Source organism: Mycobacterium sp. MYCO198283, assembly GCF_021213805.1.
GTDB lineage: Bacteria > Actinomycetota > Actinomycetes > Mycobacteriales > Mycobacteriaceae > Mycobacterium.
On sequence record NZ_JAJQJI010000002.1, the window covers coordinates 1 to 14,760 of the forward strand.

The window sequence follows — 14,760 nt, forward strand, 5'->3', positions numbered from 1 at the left end:
ACCCTGCACCGCCGCCGCGCCGACATCCTGGCATTCTTCGACCACCACACCTCCAACGGACCGACCGAAGCCATCAACGGCCGCCTCGAAGCCCTACGCCGCAACGCCCTCGGCTTCCGCAACCTCACCCACTACCGACTCCGCTCACTACTGCACAGCGGCGCACTACACGCACTGATCAATGCACTCTGAATTACGAAGAGCCGGTTTGCTGCGTCTAAATCTGGTCGAATTGGGTCATGAGGCGCAGGTTGTCTTTTAGAGCCTCGGAGATATTGGCGTCGTCGATGCGCCGCTTAGTCCGCTCGGGTTCGGCCAACTTTCGCCGACGTGCGTTGTGTTCCTCACGTTCACGGACCCCGGCGCGGAATTCGTCAAGCTGCGCTTGTGTCGTGATACGGATGGCGGTCACGCGACCGGGTGATCGGGACGGGTGTAGACGTTGGCTTCGATCCACGCCTCGATGTCGGCACGGCGGTAGTAGACCCTGCCGCCGAGCTTCACATAGCGTGGGCCAGTTCCTTTGTGCCGCAACACATTCCACGTCTGCGCCATGGTGTCCTTGAAGTCTTCTAGCGACGGCATGTCACGGGCGGGGATCAAGACACCAGGCGGGTAGTCGGTCAGTTGCTTGCCCATCGGTCTACTACACTGTGTTCGGGTTTTGCTGAATTTATACCGTTATTACTATGAACTTTGTTATTTTGCAAGATTCGTCTAGAATCTGCATCATGGCGACAAGGCGAGTGGAGATAGGTCTCACCGGCCATTGCAGGAAGCACTGAATGATGTTCTGCAACGACAGGTTAGAAAGAGGGCAAAGAAGTGAGACTGACATCGTTGACCAAGGCAGAGATTCGTGCAAACTTTGAAGTGGCCTTGGATCGTGCTGTGACACTTGGGGATTCGCCATCCTCTATTGCAGGATTTCACTACAAGGTTGAGGGCGCACTTTTTGACCTGGCCTTCCAATACCCGAATACGACTAAGGCTGCAATCGATAAAGCGCGCAAGCTTTTTGAGCAACAAATGGACGGCACGCTAGCGAGAGAGCAAGCGGCCAGCGCCGAGGCGACTTTGCGGGCACGCGGATACGCATAGCCGAGTCCTCTTGCGCCACGCGGGGAGGCCGGTCTAATATGGTGCCCAAGCGGCGGCCCTTTGCTGCAACGACAAAGGTTAAATAACAATGCAATCCGATCCAATCTTCGCTCTGTAGCCGTTCCCTCCCTATGGTTTTGAGGATGGCGATGGTGACGGAAAATCTGGCGGTAATGAGGGCGGCAACCAAAACGGCGATTCGTCCAATTTGCAAGGCCAACAACAGAATTCGTCTTCATCAGGCCAAAACGGCTCGGGCAACGATGATGAGGACGATCCGTACAAGGGTCTATCAGCCAAGGCGCGAGGCGTTGCGACGTAGACGACCTGATGATGTTGGCCGAGGGGTTGGGAGTGTCCCCGATAGCTCTGCTGATGCCGAGCGCGACGTTAGACGGTGAGCCGGTCGTTACCGGTGACGAATTGGTGCAGGCAACAGGTCGGCCGTTAGAGGGAGCCGAAGTCTTGTGGAGAGAGGGACTGCTCGCAGAGCTTCCCGACTTCGGCGACACCACCGAGATGACGCGGTATATGGTTCGCTACCGCAAGCCAGACCGCAAACAGACGATGAAACGCGGCTTCAAGACCAAGCGTGATGCCCAAGAGTTCGCCAACCGGGTTGAATCAAGAAACTCAGCGGCGATTACGTTGCGCCCGCGCTCGGTCAGATCACCGTGAGCGAATTGAGCACCGAATGGCTTTCCCGCCAGGTTCACCACAAGGCCAGTTGGTCGGCGCGGCTGGAATCAGTGTGGCGGGTTCACGTCGAACCGAAATGGGGCCATCGGCGCATCGCTGATATTCGACCCAGCGAAGTGCAGTCTTGGGTAGCGCAGTTGACGCTCTCGGCGTCGTCGGTGGCCCACGCGCACACTGTCTTGGCGGGCATTCTCGATGATGCGGTGGCCGACCGGCGCTTAGCGACGAACCCGGCGCGCGTGTGAAGCTGCCGCGCAAGACGACAACGAAAGCGCGGAACTACCTGACCGCTGCGCAAGTGCAAGCGTTGGCCGACGAATCGAAACATCCGGACATCGTCTTGCTGCTTGCAACGACCGGCCTGCGGTGGGGTGAGATGGCCGCGCTTCGCGTGCGTGACATCGACCTCGGTCGCGATCGTATCCGTGTCGAACGCTCGGCGTCCAAAGTGAACGCCAAGACGATCATTGGCACCACCAAGACACACGCCGCGCGTTCGGTGGCGGTGTCGCGCCATCGGTGCTCAAACTGATGGCCCCGGCGATGGTCGGCAAGTCTCCCGATGAGCTTCTGTGGAGTCGGGGCGATGGGCAGCCGTTGCGGCCACCGACCACAACGCGTTGGTTCGGCGCGGCGGTCAAACGCTGCCAGGCCGCTGCCTACAACGCCCGTGCCGCTGAGCGCGAAGCGCACCCGAGCGTGATCCGGCCACGCCTGCGTTCCCTCGCATCACCGTCCACGAACTACGTCACACTGCGGCGTCGTTGATGATCGCCAGCGGCGCCAACGTCAAGACGGTGCAAAGCCAGCTCGGGCACAAGACGGCCACGATGACGCTCGATCAGTACGGCCACCTGTTCCCCGATGACCTAGATGACGTGGCCGACAGAATGGACGACCTAGTGGCCGGGTCAGCGGAAAAGTGTGCTCAAAATGCGCTCACAACGGAAACAGGCCAGGCCAAAAGTAAGGCCTGACCTGCTTGTTCAGTTGTGGAGCTGCCGGGAATCGAACCCGGGTCCTCCGGCATGTCCTCAAGGCTTCTCCGTGCGCAGTTCGCTATGCCTCTACTCGGATCTCCTGATCTCGCGAACAAGTCAGGATGACGATCCCAGTCGCTGTGGTGTGTCCCGATACATCCCGCGACCGGACGTATCGGTGGATCCCTCTAGCTGATGCCAGGATCCGGGCCGAGGGCACTCCCGGTCTGACAGACTAGCTATCGCTTAGGCAGCGAGAGCGTAGTCGCGCTGATTGGAATCGGCGCTTAATTGGTTGCAATGACGCTTACGGTGGTCTCTTGCCTGCACCGGCACGCTTCCCTTGATTCGATACTCGAAGTCGAAACCGTTCAGCCCCTTCTCCCGCCGACTGTCGGCAGGACTGTTGATCCTACGCCTTCCTCAACGGCCGACTCCAGTCGTTTCTTCCCGCGGCGCGTCCCGCTGACACCCACCGGCGCAGCGCCGTCAGCCGGCAGCGATCAGCGCAACGGCCGCCAACGCCAGCACCATGCCGATCCCCTGCCAGCGGCTGACCCGTTCGCGCAGCACCGCAAGCGCGAGCACCACCGTCGCGGCCGGATACAGCGACATCAGGACTCCGGCAAGCGACAGCAGCGACGCCTGCAGGGCCAGCAGCATGCAGACGTTCGCTGCGGTATCGAGCAGCCCGGCGACCAGCGCCAGCCGCAGCGGGTCGCCCGTCGGCGCACGCAGCTGCGAGCCGGCCACGGCGATCCCGACCACCAATAGAGTCGCGGCGCTGCGCGCGAAGACCAGTGGCCACAGCCCGGCGTCCGCCGGGGCCTGCCCGATCAGCACATAGTTCAAACCGAACGCCAGGCCGGCCCCGACCGTCAGCCAGGCGACCGCCGGGGTCAGCCGCCGGGCGGCACCGTCCTCGCGCTGCCGGCTGACGAGCACCACGGCGACCATTGCCACCACGATGCCCGCGGCGGCGACAGGGCCGGGCCGCTCCCCCAGCGCGACGCCGACACCCACGGGCAGGGCGGCGACGAGCACCGCCGTCAGCGGCGACACCACCGCGATCGGCCCGCCGGCGAGCGCGGCGTAGAACCACCAGACGCCGAAGCCCTGCGAGATTCCGCAGAGCACACCCCACAGCACCGCCGACGACGAGATCCGCCCCCCGACGACGGCGGCGGCGCCCGAGAGCAGCACCAGGGCCACCGGGTAGGACACCAGCACCACCCGGATGGCGGCCACGCGGCGCGAAGCCACCCCGCCGACGAAATCGCTGAGCCCGTAACTCAGCGCCGTGGCCAGCGCGAGCGCAACTCCGATCAGGTCATGCCCTTGGCGTGCCGGCCCAGCGCGCGGGTCACTTCGCGCTGCGCATCGCGCTTGGCGAGGTCCTGCCGCTTGTCGTAGGCCTGCTTGCCCCGGGCCAACGCCAGCTCGACCTTCACCTTGCCGTCGAGGAAGTACAGCGACAGCGGCACCAGCGTCAGGTTGCCCTCGCGGGTGCGGCCGATCAGCGTGTCGATCTCCCGGCGGTGCAGCAGCAGCTTGCGGTTGCGGCGCGGCGCGTGGTTCGTCCAGGTGCCGTGGTGATACTCCGCGATGTGCAGGTTGCGGAGCCACACCTCGCCGTCGTCGACGGTGGCGAACGCGTCGACGAGCGACGCCCGGCCCTCGCGCAGGCTCTTCACCTCGGTGCCCAGCAGCACGATGCCGGCCTCGAACACGTCGAGGATCGAGTAGTCGTGGCGCGCCTTGCGATTGGTCGCCACGACCTGCCGGGCGGGTCCCTTGTCGGCCTTCCCGCCGCCCTTCTTCGCCACCGCTAGCGCCGCACGTAGAGGCGCAGTGTCACGTAGGCGGTCACGGCGGCGATGGCGATCCCGGTGAGCAGCAAGAACGGTGAGATGTAAAGGATGTCGGCGTAGTCGAGCGGGGCGATCAGGTTCGCCTCGTAGAACTGGTCCAGCGCGTCCTCCAAGAACCAGGCCCGCACCACGAGCAACCCGACGATCGCGATGACGACGCCGGCGAGCGCTGCGATCACCGCCTCGAGCAGGAACGGCAGCTGGGTGTACCAGCGGCTCGCGCCCACCAGCCGCATGATGCTGACCTCGGTGCGACGGGTGAACGCCGACACCTGGATCATGTTCGCGATCAGCAGGATGGCGCCGACCGCCTGCACCAGCGCCACCGCGAATGCCACATTGCGCAGCCCGTCGAGCACCGAGAAGAGCCGGTCGACGAGGTCCTTCTGGTTCTTGACGTTGACGACGCCGGGGTATTGGCGGACCTCTGCGTCGAAGGCGGTGTTGGCGTCAGGCTCCTTGAGCTTGACCATCATCGTCGCCGCAACGGCATCGCGGCTCGCCACCTCGGCGAACTGCGGCAGCCGCTTGATCAGGTCGTTGTAGGTCTCGTCCTGGCTCATGAATCGCACGGACTCGACGTCGTCGCGGTCCTCGATGGTGGCGAGCAGCTGCTTGCAGACGGGGCCGTCGCAGGTGGCGTCGTTGGCCGAGATGTCGGGGTTGAGGAACACCTGCGATTCGACGCGTTCGAGGTAGATCTGCTTGGAATGGTCGGCCAGCCGCACCACGAGCAGCCCGCCGCCGAACAACCCGATGGAGATCGCGGTGGTCAGGATCATCGCGATCGTCATCGTCAGGTTGCGGCGCAGGCCGGTGAGGACCTCGCTGACGAGGAAGTCGAAGCGCACTAGCGGTCCATCCCGTAGACGCCGCGCTGCTCGTCGCGCACCAGCCGGCCCAGCTCCAGTTCGATGACCCGCTGCCGCATGGAGTCCACGATGTGGTGGTCGTGGGTGGCCATCAGCACCGTCGTGCCGGTGCGGTTGATGCGTTCGAGCAGATCCATGATGTCCTTGCTGGTCTCCGGGTCGAGGTTGCCGGTGGGTTCGTCGGCCAGCAGCACCAACGGTCGGTTCACGAACGCCCGGGCGATCGCGACGCGCTGCTGCTCGCCGCCGGACAGCTCGTCGGGCAGCCGGTTGGCCTTGCCCGACAAATTGACCATCTCCAGCACCTCGGGGACCACCCGGTTGATCACCTCGCGCTTCTTGCCGATCACTTCCAGTGCGAACGCGACGTTGTCGAAGACCGTCTTCTGCTTGAGCAGTCGGAAGTCCTGGAAGACGCACCCGATCACCTGACGCAGGCTCGGCACGTGCCGGCCCGCCAGTTTGTTGACATGGAACTTCGACAGCCGGATGTCGCCGGAGGTGGGCTGCTCCTCGGCGAGCAGCAGCCGCATGAACGTCGACTTGCCCGATCCCGATGGGCCGATGAGGAAGACGAACTCACCCTTGTCGATCTTGAGGCTGATGTTGTCGAGGGCCGGTCTGGCCGACGACTTGTACTGCTTGGTGACCTTGTCGAGGGTGATCATCACGGCACGCCAGTGTAGCGGTGAGCCACCGCCGCCCCGGTTGGCTAACGCGGCGGCTGCAGCGGCTGGTTGGGCACCGGGCCGACGGTCGACGTGGGGGTCGGCGGCTGACCGGGCACCGCGGTGGTGGTCGTCGGGGGCGGCTCGACCGTTCTGGTCTGGGCCGGCAGCGGACCGGGGCCGTCGGGATCGACCACCGTCGTCGTCGGCGGCGCCGGCGTCGTCGTGGTGGTCTCGGTGACCGTCGGCGACGTCGTCGTGGTCGGTGCGGTCGTCGTCGGCCGGGGCCGGCGGGTCGTCGGTTCCGCCACCTGGGTGCGCGGCACCCAGGTGTAGTTCGGGTCGGGCACAAATCCCGGCGGGACGACGGCCGTCGCGGGCGCCTCGGACGCCTGCGGCGTGTCGGGCTGCACCGATTGGTACAGCCAGTTCACCAGCACGAACGCCACGATCAGCACGGCCGTCGAGGTGCGCATGCGGCCGCCGAACAGATGGCTCGGCCAGCGACGTCTCGCGACGCGGCTCACGCGTCGGCCCCCTGCTGTCGTTCACCGGTGGCGGCCGGATGAGGCATGGCGCTCAGCACCGGCGCCGTGTCGGCCGGGCTGACGACACCCGCGCGGCTCAGCGCCGCGATGACCAGCACCCGCAACTGGCGGCCCACCTCGAACTGCTTGCCGGGCAGGGTGCGGGCCACCATCCGCAGGTTGACGTTGTCGATGCCGATGCTCTCCACGCCCATCAGCTGCGGGGGATCGAGCAGCAGCTCGCGAAGCCGCGCGTTCTCCATGGCGGTCTCGGAGACACCGTGCAGCACCTCGTTGACCTGATTGAGGTCGGCGGTCACCGGTACCGGGATATCGATGACGGCGCGCGCCCAGTCCTTCGACAGGTTCACCGTCTTGACGATCTGGCCGTTCGGGATCGTGAACATCTCACCTTCGGAGCTGCGCAGCTTCGTGACGCGCAGCGTGACGTCCTCCACCGTGCCCTCCGCGGGCGCGGCGATACCGGCCACCGTCAACGCCACCAGATCGCCGAAGCCGTACTGCTTTTCGGTGATGATGAAGAATCCGGCCAACAGGTCCTGCACGATGCGTTGTGCGCCGAAGCCTAGCGCGGCGCCCAGCACGGCCGCCGGCGCCACCAGTGATCCGATGGGGATCGCCAGCACGTCGGTGATCTCCACGCCGACCACCACGCACAACACGGCGATGCTCACCCAGGAGATCACCGAGGCCACGGCCTGGCGGTGCTTGGCGCTCTCGGAGCGCACCAGCGCGTCGCTCTCCTGGAAGTCGGCGTCGATGCGCCGGGTGATCTTCTGCGCCGACCAGTTGATGAACCGGGCCGCCAGGATCGCCGCGATGATCAGCAGCAGGATGTTGAGGCCCTTGGTCAGCACCCACTCGCCGATGTCGTCGCGCCAGAAGCTGCTCCAGCTGTCCGTCAGCGGATTCGCTATTACGTCAGTCTTCGTCATCTCGTCTGTTACGCCAACGGATCCCCGCTTCGAGGAACCCGTCGATATCTCCGTCCAGTACCGCGGCCGGGTTGCCGACCTCGTATTCGGTGCGCAGGTCCTTGACCATCTGGTACGGGTGCAGCACGTAGGAGCGCATCTGGTTGCCCCACGAACTGCCGCCGTCGCCCTTGAGCGCATCCATCTCAGCGCGTTCTTCTAACCGCTTGCGTTCCAACAACTTTGCCTGAAGTACGCGCATCGCCGACACTTTGTTCTGCAGCTGCGACTTCTCGTTCTGGCAGGTGACCACGATACCGGTCGGGATGTGCGTCAGTCGAACCGCGGAGTCCGTGGTGTTCACCGACTGTCCGCCCGGTCCGCTCGACCGGTAGACGTCGACGCGCACGTCCGCCTCCGGGATGTCGATGTGGTCGGTGGTCTCGGTGACGGGCAGCACCTCGACCTCGGCGAAGGACGTCTGCCGGCGGCCCTGGTTGTCGAACGGGCTGATCCGCACCAGCCGGTGCGTGCCCTGCTCCACCGACAACGTGCCGTAGGCGTACGGCGCGTGCACCGCGAACGTCGCGCTCTTGATGCCGGCTTCCTCGGCGTAGGAGGTGTCGAAGACCTCGACGCCGTAGGAGTGCTTCTCCGCCCACCGGACGTACATCCGCATGAGCATCTCCGCCCAGTCGGCGGCATCCACGCCACCGGCGCCCGACCGGATGGTGACCAGCGCGTCGCGCTCGTCGTATTCGCCCGACAGCAGCGTGCGCACCTCCATCGCCTCGATGTCGGCGCGCAGCGCGGCCCGCTCGGCGTCGGCTTCGGCGCGGGCGGCGTCCGCGGCCGGGCCGTCCTCCTCGGCGGCCAGCTCGTAGAGCACCGGCAGGTCGTCGAGCCGGCTGCGCAGCTCCTCGACGCGGCGCAACTCGCTCTGGGCGTGCGACAGCTCGCTGGTGACGCGCTGGGCGTTCGCCTGGTCGTTCCACAACCCGGGATCGGCGGCCTGCTGTTCCAGCTTCTCGATGCGGCGGCGCAGTTCCTCCAGGTCGATGACGCGCTCGACGGACGTCAGCGTGGTGTCGAGCGCCTCGATATCGGTCTGTAGGTCCGGATCCACAACGGTTGAGCCTACCGGCGGGCGCGAGCCGCATTGTGGCCCGCCGAAAGGCCCAACTCACTAGCATCGGGTCGTCATCGACATGTTCCGCGCACAGCCCCGCCTCGACGGCCGGTTCAGCCCCATGACCGGCCGCGATGCCGTGCGCTTCTCCGCTGCCCCGCGCACCGCCAGCCCGCCGCGCGCGGTCAGCCGCACCGAAGAGGTCTGCAAATGTCTCCCTACCACGTGGCGATCGTCGGCTCAGGACCCTCCGGATATTTCGCTGCCGCGTCCCTGCTGAAGGCCGCCGACATCGACGTGCGCGTCGACATGCTGGAGATGCTGCCGACCCCGTGGGGGCTGGTGCGCTCCGGCGTCGCGCCCGACCATCCGAAGATCAAGTCGATCAGCGCGCAGTTCGAGAAGACGGCGCAGGATCCCCGGTTCCGGTTCTTCGGCAACGTCGAGGTCGGTCGCCACGTCAGCGCCGCCGAGCTCGCCGAGCGCTACGACGCGGTGGTCTATGCCGTCGGCGCCCAATCCGATCGCGCGCTGAACATCCCGGGCGAGCAGCTGCCCGGAAGCGTCGCCGCGGTCGACTTCGTCGGGTGGTACAACGCCCACCCGCACTTCGAGCACATGGCGCCCGACCTGTCCGGCGAGCGCGCCGTCGTCATCGGCAACGGCAACGTCGCGCTCGACGTCGCACGCATCCTCATCACCGACCCCGCCGCGCTGGCGCGCACCGACATCGCCGACCACGCGCTGCAGTCCCTGCAGCCCTGCGGGGTCCAGGAGGTCGTGATCGTGGGCCGCCGCGGCCCCCTGCAGGCGACATTCACCACGCTGGAGCTGCGGGAGCTCGGTGCGCTCGAGGGACTCGACGACGTCGACGTGATCGTCGACCCGGCCGATCTCGCAGACATCTCCGACGAGGAGCTCGAGGCGGCCGGCAAGACGGTCAAGAACAACATCAAGGTGCTGCGCGACTACGCCGAGCGCCCCGCGCGGGACGCCGCCCGCCGCATCGTCTTCCGGTTCCGCACCTCCCCCATCGAGATCAAGGGCGACGGGCGCGTCGAGTCGATCGTGCTCGGCCGCAACGAGCTGGTGAGCGACGCGGGCGGCCGCATCGTCGCCAAGGACACCGGTGCGCGCGAGGAACTGCCCGCGCGGCTCGTGGTGCGGGCCGTCGGCTATCGCGGCGTCGCCACCCCCGGCCTGCCGTTCGACGAGCGGTCCGGCACCATCCCGCACACCGATGGCCGCGTCGAGGGCAGCGACAACGAGTACGTCGTCGGCTGGATCAAGCGCGGCCCGTCCGGGGTGATCGGCAGCAACAAGAAGGACTCGCAGCTCACCGTCGACACCCTGCTCGCCGACCTCGGCGGCCGACCCGGCCGGTTCGCCGACGGCCACGCCGACGAGCTGGCCGACTGGCTGCTGTCGCGCCAACCGGATCTCGTCACCACCGAACACTGGCTGGCCATCGACCGCCACGAGCGCACCAGCGGGGAACCGCACGGCCGGCCCCGCGTCAAGATCGCGAGCCTGGCCGAGCTGCTGCGCGTCGGACACGGCTGACTGACCGCGCTGATCAGGTCGAACCGGTTGTCAGCGGGTAGTGGTGCTGCTTGAATTGGCCGATCCGGGGGATCGGACTCGGCGCGAGTCAGGAAGACGTTTGATTCGTGGGGGCGACCGATTCGGCGACGCGGCGCCGGTGACCGGCGGCGCCGCGGGCGCCGACGCCGTCACGTCCGCCGGCCCCGCCGAACAGCGGTACCGGCACCTCATCGAGAACAGCCCCGACGCCATCTGCGTGCACCAGGCGGGCCGCCTCGTCTACCTCAATGCGGCGGGGGTGCGCTGGATGGCGGCGACGTCGGCCGACCAGCTCGTCGGCCGGCCGATCACCGACTTCGTGCATCCCGACTCGGTGCCGCAGCTGCTGGCCAGCATCGCGAGCCTGCGCGAGTCGGGGGATGCGTCGCAACCCACCGACGCGGTGATGCTCCGGCTCGACGGCACCACGCTGGAGGTCGAGGCGATCAGCGTGCTCAGCGTGTGGGACGGCCGGCCCGCGTTCCAGGTGGTGTTCCGCGACCCCAGCGCGGAGCGGCACGCGCAGGCCGCGCTGCGTTTCCAGGCGGCGCTGGTCGACCACGTCAGCGACGCCATCATCGCGACCACCGCCGACGGGCTGGTGACCGCGTGGAATCGGGCCGCGGAGCAGATCTACCGCATCGCCGCCGACCGGGCGCTCGGACGTCCGGTGAGCGCCGTCGTCGGCTGTGCGCTCGACCCGGCGCGACTCGTCGCCGCCGGTGGCCGCGAGACCGCCACCCACTGGGCCTCCGACGGCGGTTGCCTGGCGATACGGGTGTCGGCCGCGGCGATGGACGACGGCTTCGTGCTGCTGTGCACCGACCAGACCGCCCTGCGACGGGCCGAACAGCACTTCGAGACGGTGGTCACGTCGCTGGAGGAGGGTGTGGTGGTGATCGACGGCCGGCGGCGGCTGCAGTCGATCAACCCGGCCGCGCGGCGCATCCTCGGCATTGACACCGACGAGCTGATGGACGAGTACCTGCGCGGCGAGCGCGACATGCCGGTCTACGACGTCGACGGCAACCGGATCAGGCTGCGCGACCAGCCGATCATGCGCACGCTGCGCAACGCGGTCACGGTGACCCGCCACGTGCTCTGCGTCGAGCGCCATGACGGCAACCGCGTCTGGCTGTCCCTCAATTCGCGGCCGCTCAACCCCGCCGAGCACAACCGGTCCGCCGTGCTGCTCAGCTTCAGCGACATCACCGCGCAGCGGTCGGCCACCGAGCGGTTGGCCTACGAGGCGACCCACGACAGTCTCACCGGCCTGCCGAACCGCGCCAGCGTCGTCAACCGGCTGTCCCGGCTCGCCGAGACCGGCGACACGCTCGCCGCGGTGCTGTTCATCGACCTCGACGACTTCAAGACCATCAACGATTCGCTCGGCCACGACGCCGGCGACACCGTCATCCAGATCGCAGCCGAGCGGTTACGGCAAGCGTTGCGCGCCGACGACGTCGTCGGCCGGCTCGGCGGCGACGAGTTCGTGGCGCTGGTGCTCGGGCACATCGACCGGCTGCGGCTGCACCAGCTGGTGACACGGCTGCACGACATGCTGTCCGAACCGATCGCCATCGCGGGCACGACGGTGTACATCGGCGCCAGCATCGGCGTGGTGCCGATGGCCGACCGGCTGTCCGCCGAACCGTTGACGGTGCTGCGCGAAGCGGACCGGGCCATGTACGCGGCGAAGGCGAAGGGCCGCCGCACCAGCCACTACGCCGTCGACTGATCGACCGCCGGCGGCTCGGGCGGGGCGAACCGCCAGTTGTCGGGGTTCTTCGGCGAGTAGACGACCGGAAGGAGCTGGCCGATCGTCGGCCACTCGTTCACGTCGACCGCCAGCTGCTGGTACACCACGTGTTCGTCGACCGTCGGGCCGTTGATCACGCCGGCGATGGTGACGAACTGCTCACCGGCCGCGGCGGGGCGGGGGCTGACACCGGTGACCAGCAGCGTGCCGGCGACCGCGTCGGAGGGGCCGCGATTGCGCATCAGCCGCGGCACGACGAAGGACGCGAGCACGCCGACCAGCACCAGCACCATCACGAATTCCCACATTCGGCCATGGTAGGACTGCTGCTGTGAGCGACGCCGAGCGCGACGAGACCGGATCCGGCGCCGAGCACGTCGACATGACCCTGGCGCTCGCGCTCGCCGATCACGCCGATGCGCTGACCATGAACCGCTTCGGAGCCCTCGATCTGCGCGTCGACACCAAGCCGGACCTCACGCCGGTGACCGACGCCGACCGCTCGGTGGAGGCCGCGCTGCGGCAGGTCCTGCACCGCGAGCGCCCCGGCGACGGCGTCCTCGGCGAGGAGTTCGGCGGTACGACCGCGCTCGGCGGCCGGCAGTGGGTGATCGACCCGATCGACGGCACGAAGAACTTCGTGCGGGGCGTGCCGGTGTGGGCCAGCCTGATCGCGCTGCTGCACGACGGTGTGCCGACCGTGGGAGTGGTCAGCGCCCCGGCGCTGGGCCGCCGGTGGTGGGCCGGGCGCGCACTCGGGGCGTTCGCGACGGCGAGCGGCGGCCCGCCGCGACGGCTGCGCGTCTCCGGGGTCGCGGACCTCGGCGCCGCGAGCCTGGCCTTTTCCAGCATCTCCGGGTGGGGCGACCGCGGGCTGCGCGAGGCATTCCTGGGACTGACCGATGCGGTGTGGCGGGTGCGCGGCTACGGCGACTTCTGGTCCTACTGCCTGGTGGCCGAGGGGGCCGTCGACATCGCCGCCGAGCCCGAGGTGAAGCTGTGGGACCTGGCGCCGCTGGACATCCTCGTCCGCGAGGCCGGTGGCGTGTTCACCGATCTGGGCGGCCACCCCGGCCCGCACGGCGGCAGCGCGGTGGCCACCAACGGGCTGCTCCACGACGCGGTGCTCGACCGGCTGCACGTGTGAACTGGCTAACGATCCTCGTATCTTACTTTCGAGTAAGATAGGCTGGCCGGCATAAGCCCCACTGCTACGGACGAGGCTGCGTCATGACGAACACCCTTCCCGCGAAGTCGACCAACCGCACCGGCCGAGAGAGCGCCGTCGGGTTGCAGAAACACAAGCGCACGCTGACCGACGTCGGGCTCGCGCTGGTCACCCCGCTGGTCGGCCAGGAGTTCCTCGACCGATATGGGTTGCGCGACCCGCTGAACCGCGGCCTGCGCTACGGCGTCAAGACGGTGTTCTCCGCCGCCGGCGCCACCACCCGGCAGTTCCGGCGGGTGCAGCGCGGCGGTAAGCCCACCCGGCTGGCGGCGAACGGCGCCGCAACGGGCTCGGACTACTTCGACCTCACCCCCGACGACGACCAGAAGCTGATCGTCGAGACGGTGAACGAGTTCGCCGAAGAGGTGCTGCGCCCCGCCGCGCGGGACGCCGACGCGGCGGCCACCTACCCCGAAGACCTGATCGCCAAGGCCGCCGAGCTCGGCGTCACCGCCATCAACATCCCGGAGAACTTCGACGGCATCGCCGAGCAACGTTCCACCGTGACCAGCGCACTCGTCGCCGAGGCGCTGGCCTACGGCGACATGGGGCTCGCGTTGCCGATCCTGGCGCCCGGCGGCGTCGCGTCGGCGCTGACGTACTGGGGCAGCGCCGACCAGCAGGCGACGTATCTCAAGGAGTATGCCGGCGAGAACGTGCCACAGTCGTGCGTCGCGATCGCCGAACCGCACGCGCTGTTCGACCCGACGGCCCTGAGAACCACCGCCGTGCGCACCCCCAGCGGGTACCGACTCGACGGTGTCAAGTCGCTGGTTCCCGCCGCCGCGAACGCCGAACTGTTCATCGTCGGCGCCCAGCTGAACGGCAAGCCCGCGCTGTTCATCGTCGAGTCGTCGACACCGGGCCTGACGGTCAAGGCGGACCCCAGCATGGGCGTCCGCGCCGCGGCGCTCGGCCAGGTCGAGCTCGACGGCGTGCGGGTGCCGCTGCACGCGCGCCTCGGTGAAGACGGCGCGACCGACGACGATTACCTCGACGCGGTCGCACTGTCGCGGCTGGGCTGGGCCGCGCTGGCGGTCGGCACCTGCCACGCCGTGCTCGACTACGTCGTCCCCTACGTCAAGGAGCGCGAGGCGTTCGGCGAGCCCATCGCCCACCGCCAGTCGGTGGCGTTCATGTGCGCCAACATCGCGATCGAGCTCGACGGGCTGCGGCTCATCACCTGGCGCGGCGCCGCGCGCGCCGAGCGGGGCCTGTCGTTCCGGCGCGAGGCGGCGTTGGCCAAGCGCCTCGGCGCGGACAAGGGCATGCAGATCGGGCTGGACGGCGTGCAACTGCTCGGCGGGCACGGCTACACCAAGGAACATCCGGTCGAGCGGTGGTACCGCGACCTGCGGGCCATCGGTGTCGCCGAAGGCGTCGTCGTCCTCTAAGTCGGCTGCGATT

Annotated in this window: 20 protein-coding genes and 1 other RNA gene; 10 read left to right on the plus strand and 11 right to left on the minus strand. The window is 67.7% G+C overall.

Features of this window, described 5'->3' with window-relative positions; translation table 11 throughout:
- The coding region (locus LV457_RS04140) for a transposase (protein ID WP_232169251.1) at positions 1 to 192 on the plus strand (192 nt) is incomplete at its 5' end.
- A gap of 25 nt (positions 193 to 217) precedes the next feature.
- Here the strand turns inward: LV457_RS04140 and LV457_RS04145 are convergent.
- Positions 218 to 412 (minus strand): hypothetical protein, encoded by a 195-nt coding sequence (locus LV457_RS04145; RefSeq protein WP_232169252.1) that lies wholly within the window; start codon positions 410 to 412, stop codon positions 218 to 220.
- The gene (locus LV457_RS04150; protein ID WP_232169253.1) at positions 409 to 639 is read right to left on the minus strand and encodes an AlpA family transcriptional regulator; all 231 of its coding nucleotides are present in this window, start codon (positions 637 to 639) and stop codon (positions 409 to 411) included. The genes LV457_RS04145 and LV457_RS04150 overlap by 4 nt, the downstream gene beginning before the upstream one ends.
- Before the next feature lie 201 nt (positions 640 to 840).
- On the opposite strand from LV457_RS04150, the gene LV457_RS04155 reads away from it, so the two are divergent.
- The 5 genes from LV457_RS04155 (at position 841) to LV457_RS04175 (ending at position 2,777) form a co-directional block, all read left to right on the plus strand.
- On the plus strand, positions 841 to 1,101 hold the full coding sequence (locus tag LV457_RS04155) for a hypothetical protein (protein WP_232169254.1): 261 nt from the start codon (positions 841 to 843) through the stop codon (positions 1,099 to 1,101).
- A 330-nt stretch (positions 1,102 to 1,431) separates the two neighbouring features.
- On the plus strand, positions 1,432 to 1,779 hold the full coding sequence (locus tag LV457_RS04160; RefSeq protein WP_232169255.1) for an Arm DNA-binding domain-containing protein: 348 nt from the start codon (positions 1,432 to 1,434) through the stop codon (positions 1,777 to 1,779).
- Complete coding sequence (locus tag LV457_RS04165; protein ID WP_232169257.1) at positions 1,776 to 2,045, plus strand: hypothetical protein; 270 nt, start codon at positions 1,776 to 1,778, stop codon at positions 2,043 to 2,045. The genes LV457_RS04160 and LV457_RS04165 overlap by 4 nt, the downstream gene beginning before the upstream one ends.
- Positions 2,042 to 2,332: a tyrosine-type recombinase/integrase gene (locus LV457_RS04170; protein WP_232169259.1), complete on the plus strand. Its 291-nt coding sequence runs from the start codon at positions 2,042 to 2,044 to the stop codon at positions 2,330 to 2,332. Before LV457_RS04165 ends, LV457_RS04170 begins: the two co-directional genes overlap by 4 nt.
- Positions 2,333 to 2,567: 235 nt before the next feature.
- Positions 2,568 to 2,777 carry a hypothetical protein gene (locus LV457_RS04175; RefSeq protein WP_374198725.1) on the plus strand — a complete coding sequence of 70 codons (210 nt, stop codon included), beginning with the start codon at positions 2,568 to 2,570 and terminating at the stop codon, positions 2,775 to 2,777.
- A 13-nt stretch (positions 2,778 to 2,790) separates the two neighbouring features.
- Here the strand turns inward: LV457_RS04175 and ssrA are convergent.
- The 8 genes from ssrA to prfB form a co-directional block, all read right to left on the minus strand.
- Positions 2,791 to 3,159: a transfer-messenger RNA gene (gene ssrA, locus LV457_RS04180) on the minus strand.
- A gap of 110 nt (positions 3,160 to 3,269) precedes the next feature.
- Entirely contained in the window at positions 3,270 to 4,109 is an 840-nt protein-coding gene (locus tag LV457_RS04185) for an EamA family transporter (protein WP_232169925.1), read from the minus strand.
- Entirely contained in the window at positions 4,106 to 4,606 is a 501-nt protein-coding gene (gene smpB / locus LV457_RS04190) for an SsrA-binding protein SmpB (RefSeq protein WP_232169261.1), read from the minus strand. The genes LV457_RS04185 and smpB overlap by 4 nt, the downstream gene beginning before the upstream one ends.
- A gap of 2 nt (positions 4,607 to 4,608) precedes the next feature.
- On the minus strand, positions 4,609 to 5,502 hold the full coding sequence (gene ftsX, locus LV457_RS04195) for a permease-like cell division protein FtsX (protein WP_232169262.1): 894 nt from the start codon (positions 5,500 to 5,502) through the stop codon (positions 4,609 to 4,611).
- The gene (gene ftsE, locus LV457_RS04200) at positions 5,502 to 6,191 is read right to left on the minus strand and encodes a cell division ATP-binding protein FtsE (protein ID WP_232169932.1); all 690 of its coding nucleotides are present in this window, start codon (positions 6,189 to 6,191) and stop codon (positions 5,502 to 5,504) included. Before ftsE ends, ftsX begins: the two co-directional genes overlap by 1 nt.
- Positions 6,192 to 6,235: 44 nt before the next feature.
- Entirely contained in the window at positions 6,236 to 6,667 is a 432-nt protein-coding gene (locus LV457_RS04205) for a hypothetical protein (RefSeq protein ID WP_232169935.1), read from the minus strand.
- A gap of 47 nt (positions 6,668 to 6,714) precedes the next feature.
- Positions 6,715 to 7,674 carry a mechanosensitive ion channel family protein gene (locus tag LV457_RS04210; protein ID WP_232169264.1) on the minus strand — a complete coding sequence of 320 codons (960 nt, stop codon included), beginning with the start codon at positions 7,672 to 7,674 and terminating at the stop codon, positions 6,715 to 6,717.
- Complete coding sequence (gene prfB / locus LV457_RS04215; protein WP_232169266.1) at positions 7,661 to 8,779, minus strand: peptide chain release factor 2; 1,119 nt, start codon at positions 8,777 to 8,779, stop codon at positions 7,661 to 7,663. Before prfB ends, LV457_RS04210 begins: the two co-directional genes overlap by 14 nt.
- 213 nt (positions 8,780 to 8,992) lie before the next feature.
- On the opposite strand from prfB, the gene LV457_RS04220 reads away from it, so the two are divergent.
- A complete protein-coding gene (locus LV457_RS04220; protein WP_232169267.1) occupies positions 8,993 to 10,345 on the plus strand; it encodes an FAD-dependent oxidoreductase in 1,353 nt (450 codons plus the stop codon).
- A 139-nt stretch (positions 10,346 to 10,484) separates the two neighbouring features.
- On the plus strand, positions 10,485 to 12,104 hold the full coding sequence (locus tag LV457_RS04225; RefSeq protein ID WP_232169268.1) for a diguanylate cyclase domain-containing protein: 1,620 nt from the start codon (positions 10,485 to 10,487) through the stop codon (positions 12,102 to 12,104).
- Here LV457_RS04225 and LV457_RS04230 read toward each other — a convergent pair.
- Positions 12,089 to 12,433, minus strand: coding sequence for a hypothetical protein (locus LV457_RS04230; RefSeq protein WP_232169269.1), 345 nt, complete (start codon positions 12,431 to 12,433; stop codon positions 12,089 to 12,091). The two genes, LV457_RS04225 and LV457_RS04230, sit on opposite strands and share 16 nt — an antisense overlap.
- Before the next feature lie 74 nt (positions 12,434 to 12,507).
- On the opposite strand from LV457_RS04230, the gene hisN reads away from it, so the two are divergent.
- Both hisN and LV457_RS04240 read left to right on the plus strand, forming a co-directional pair.
- On the plus strand, positions 12,508 to 13,272 hold the full coding sequence (gene hisN, locus LV457_RS04235; RefSeq protein ID WP_232169951.1) for a histidinol-phosphatase: 765 nt from the start codon (positions 12,508 to 12,510) through the stop codon (positions 13,270 to 13,272).
- An 83-nt stretch (positions 13,273 to 13,355) separates the two neighbouring features.
- Positions 13,356 to 14,747: an acyl-CoA dehydrogenase family protein gene (locus tag LV457_RS04240; protein WP_232169270.1), complete on the plus strand. Its 1,392-nt coding sequence runs from the start codon at positions 13,356 to 13,358 to the stop codon at positions 14,745 to 14,747.
- Positions 14,748 to 14,760 lie beyond the last annotated feature (13 nt).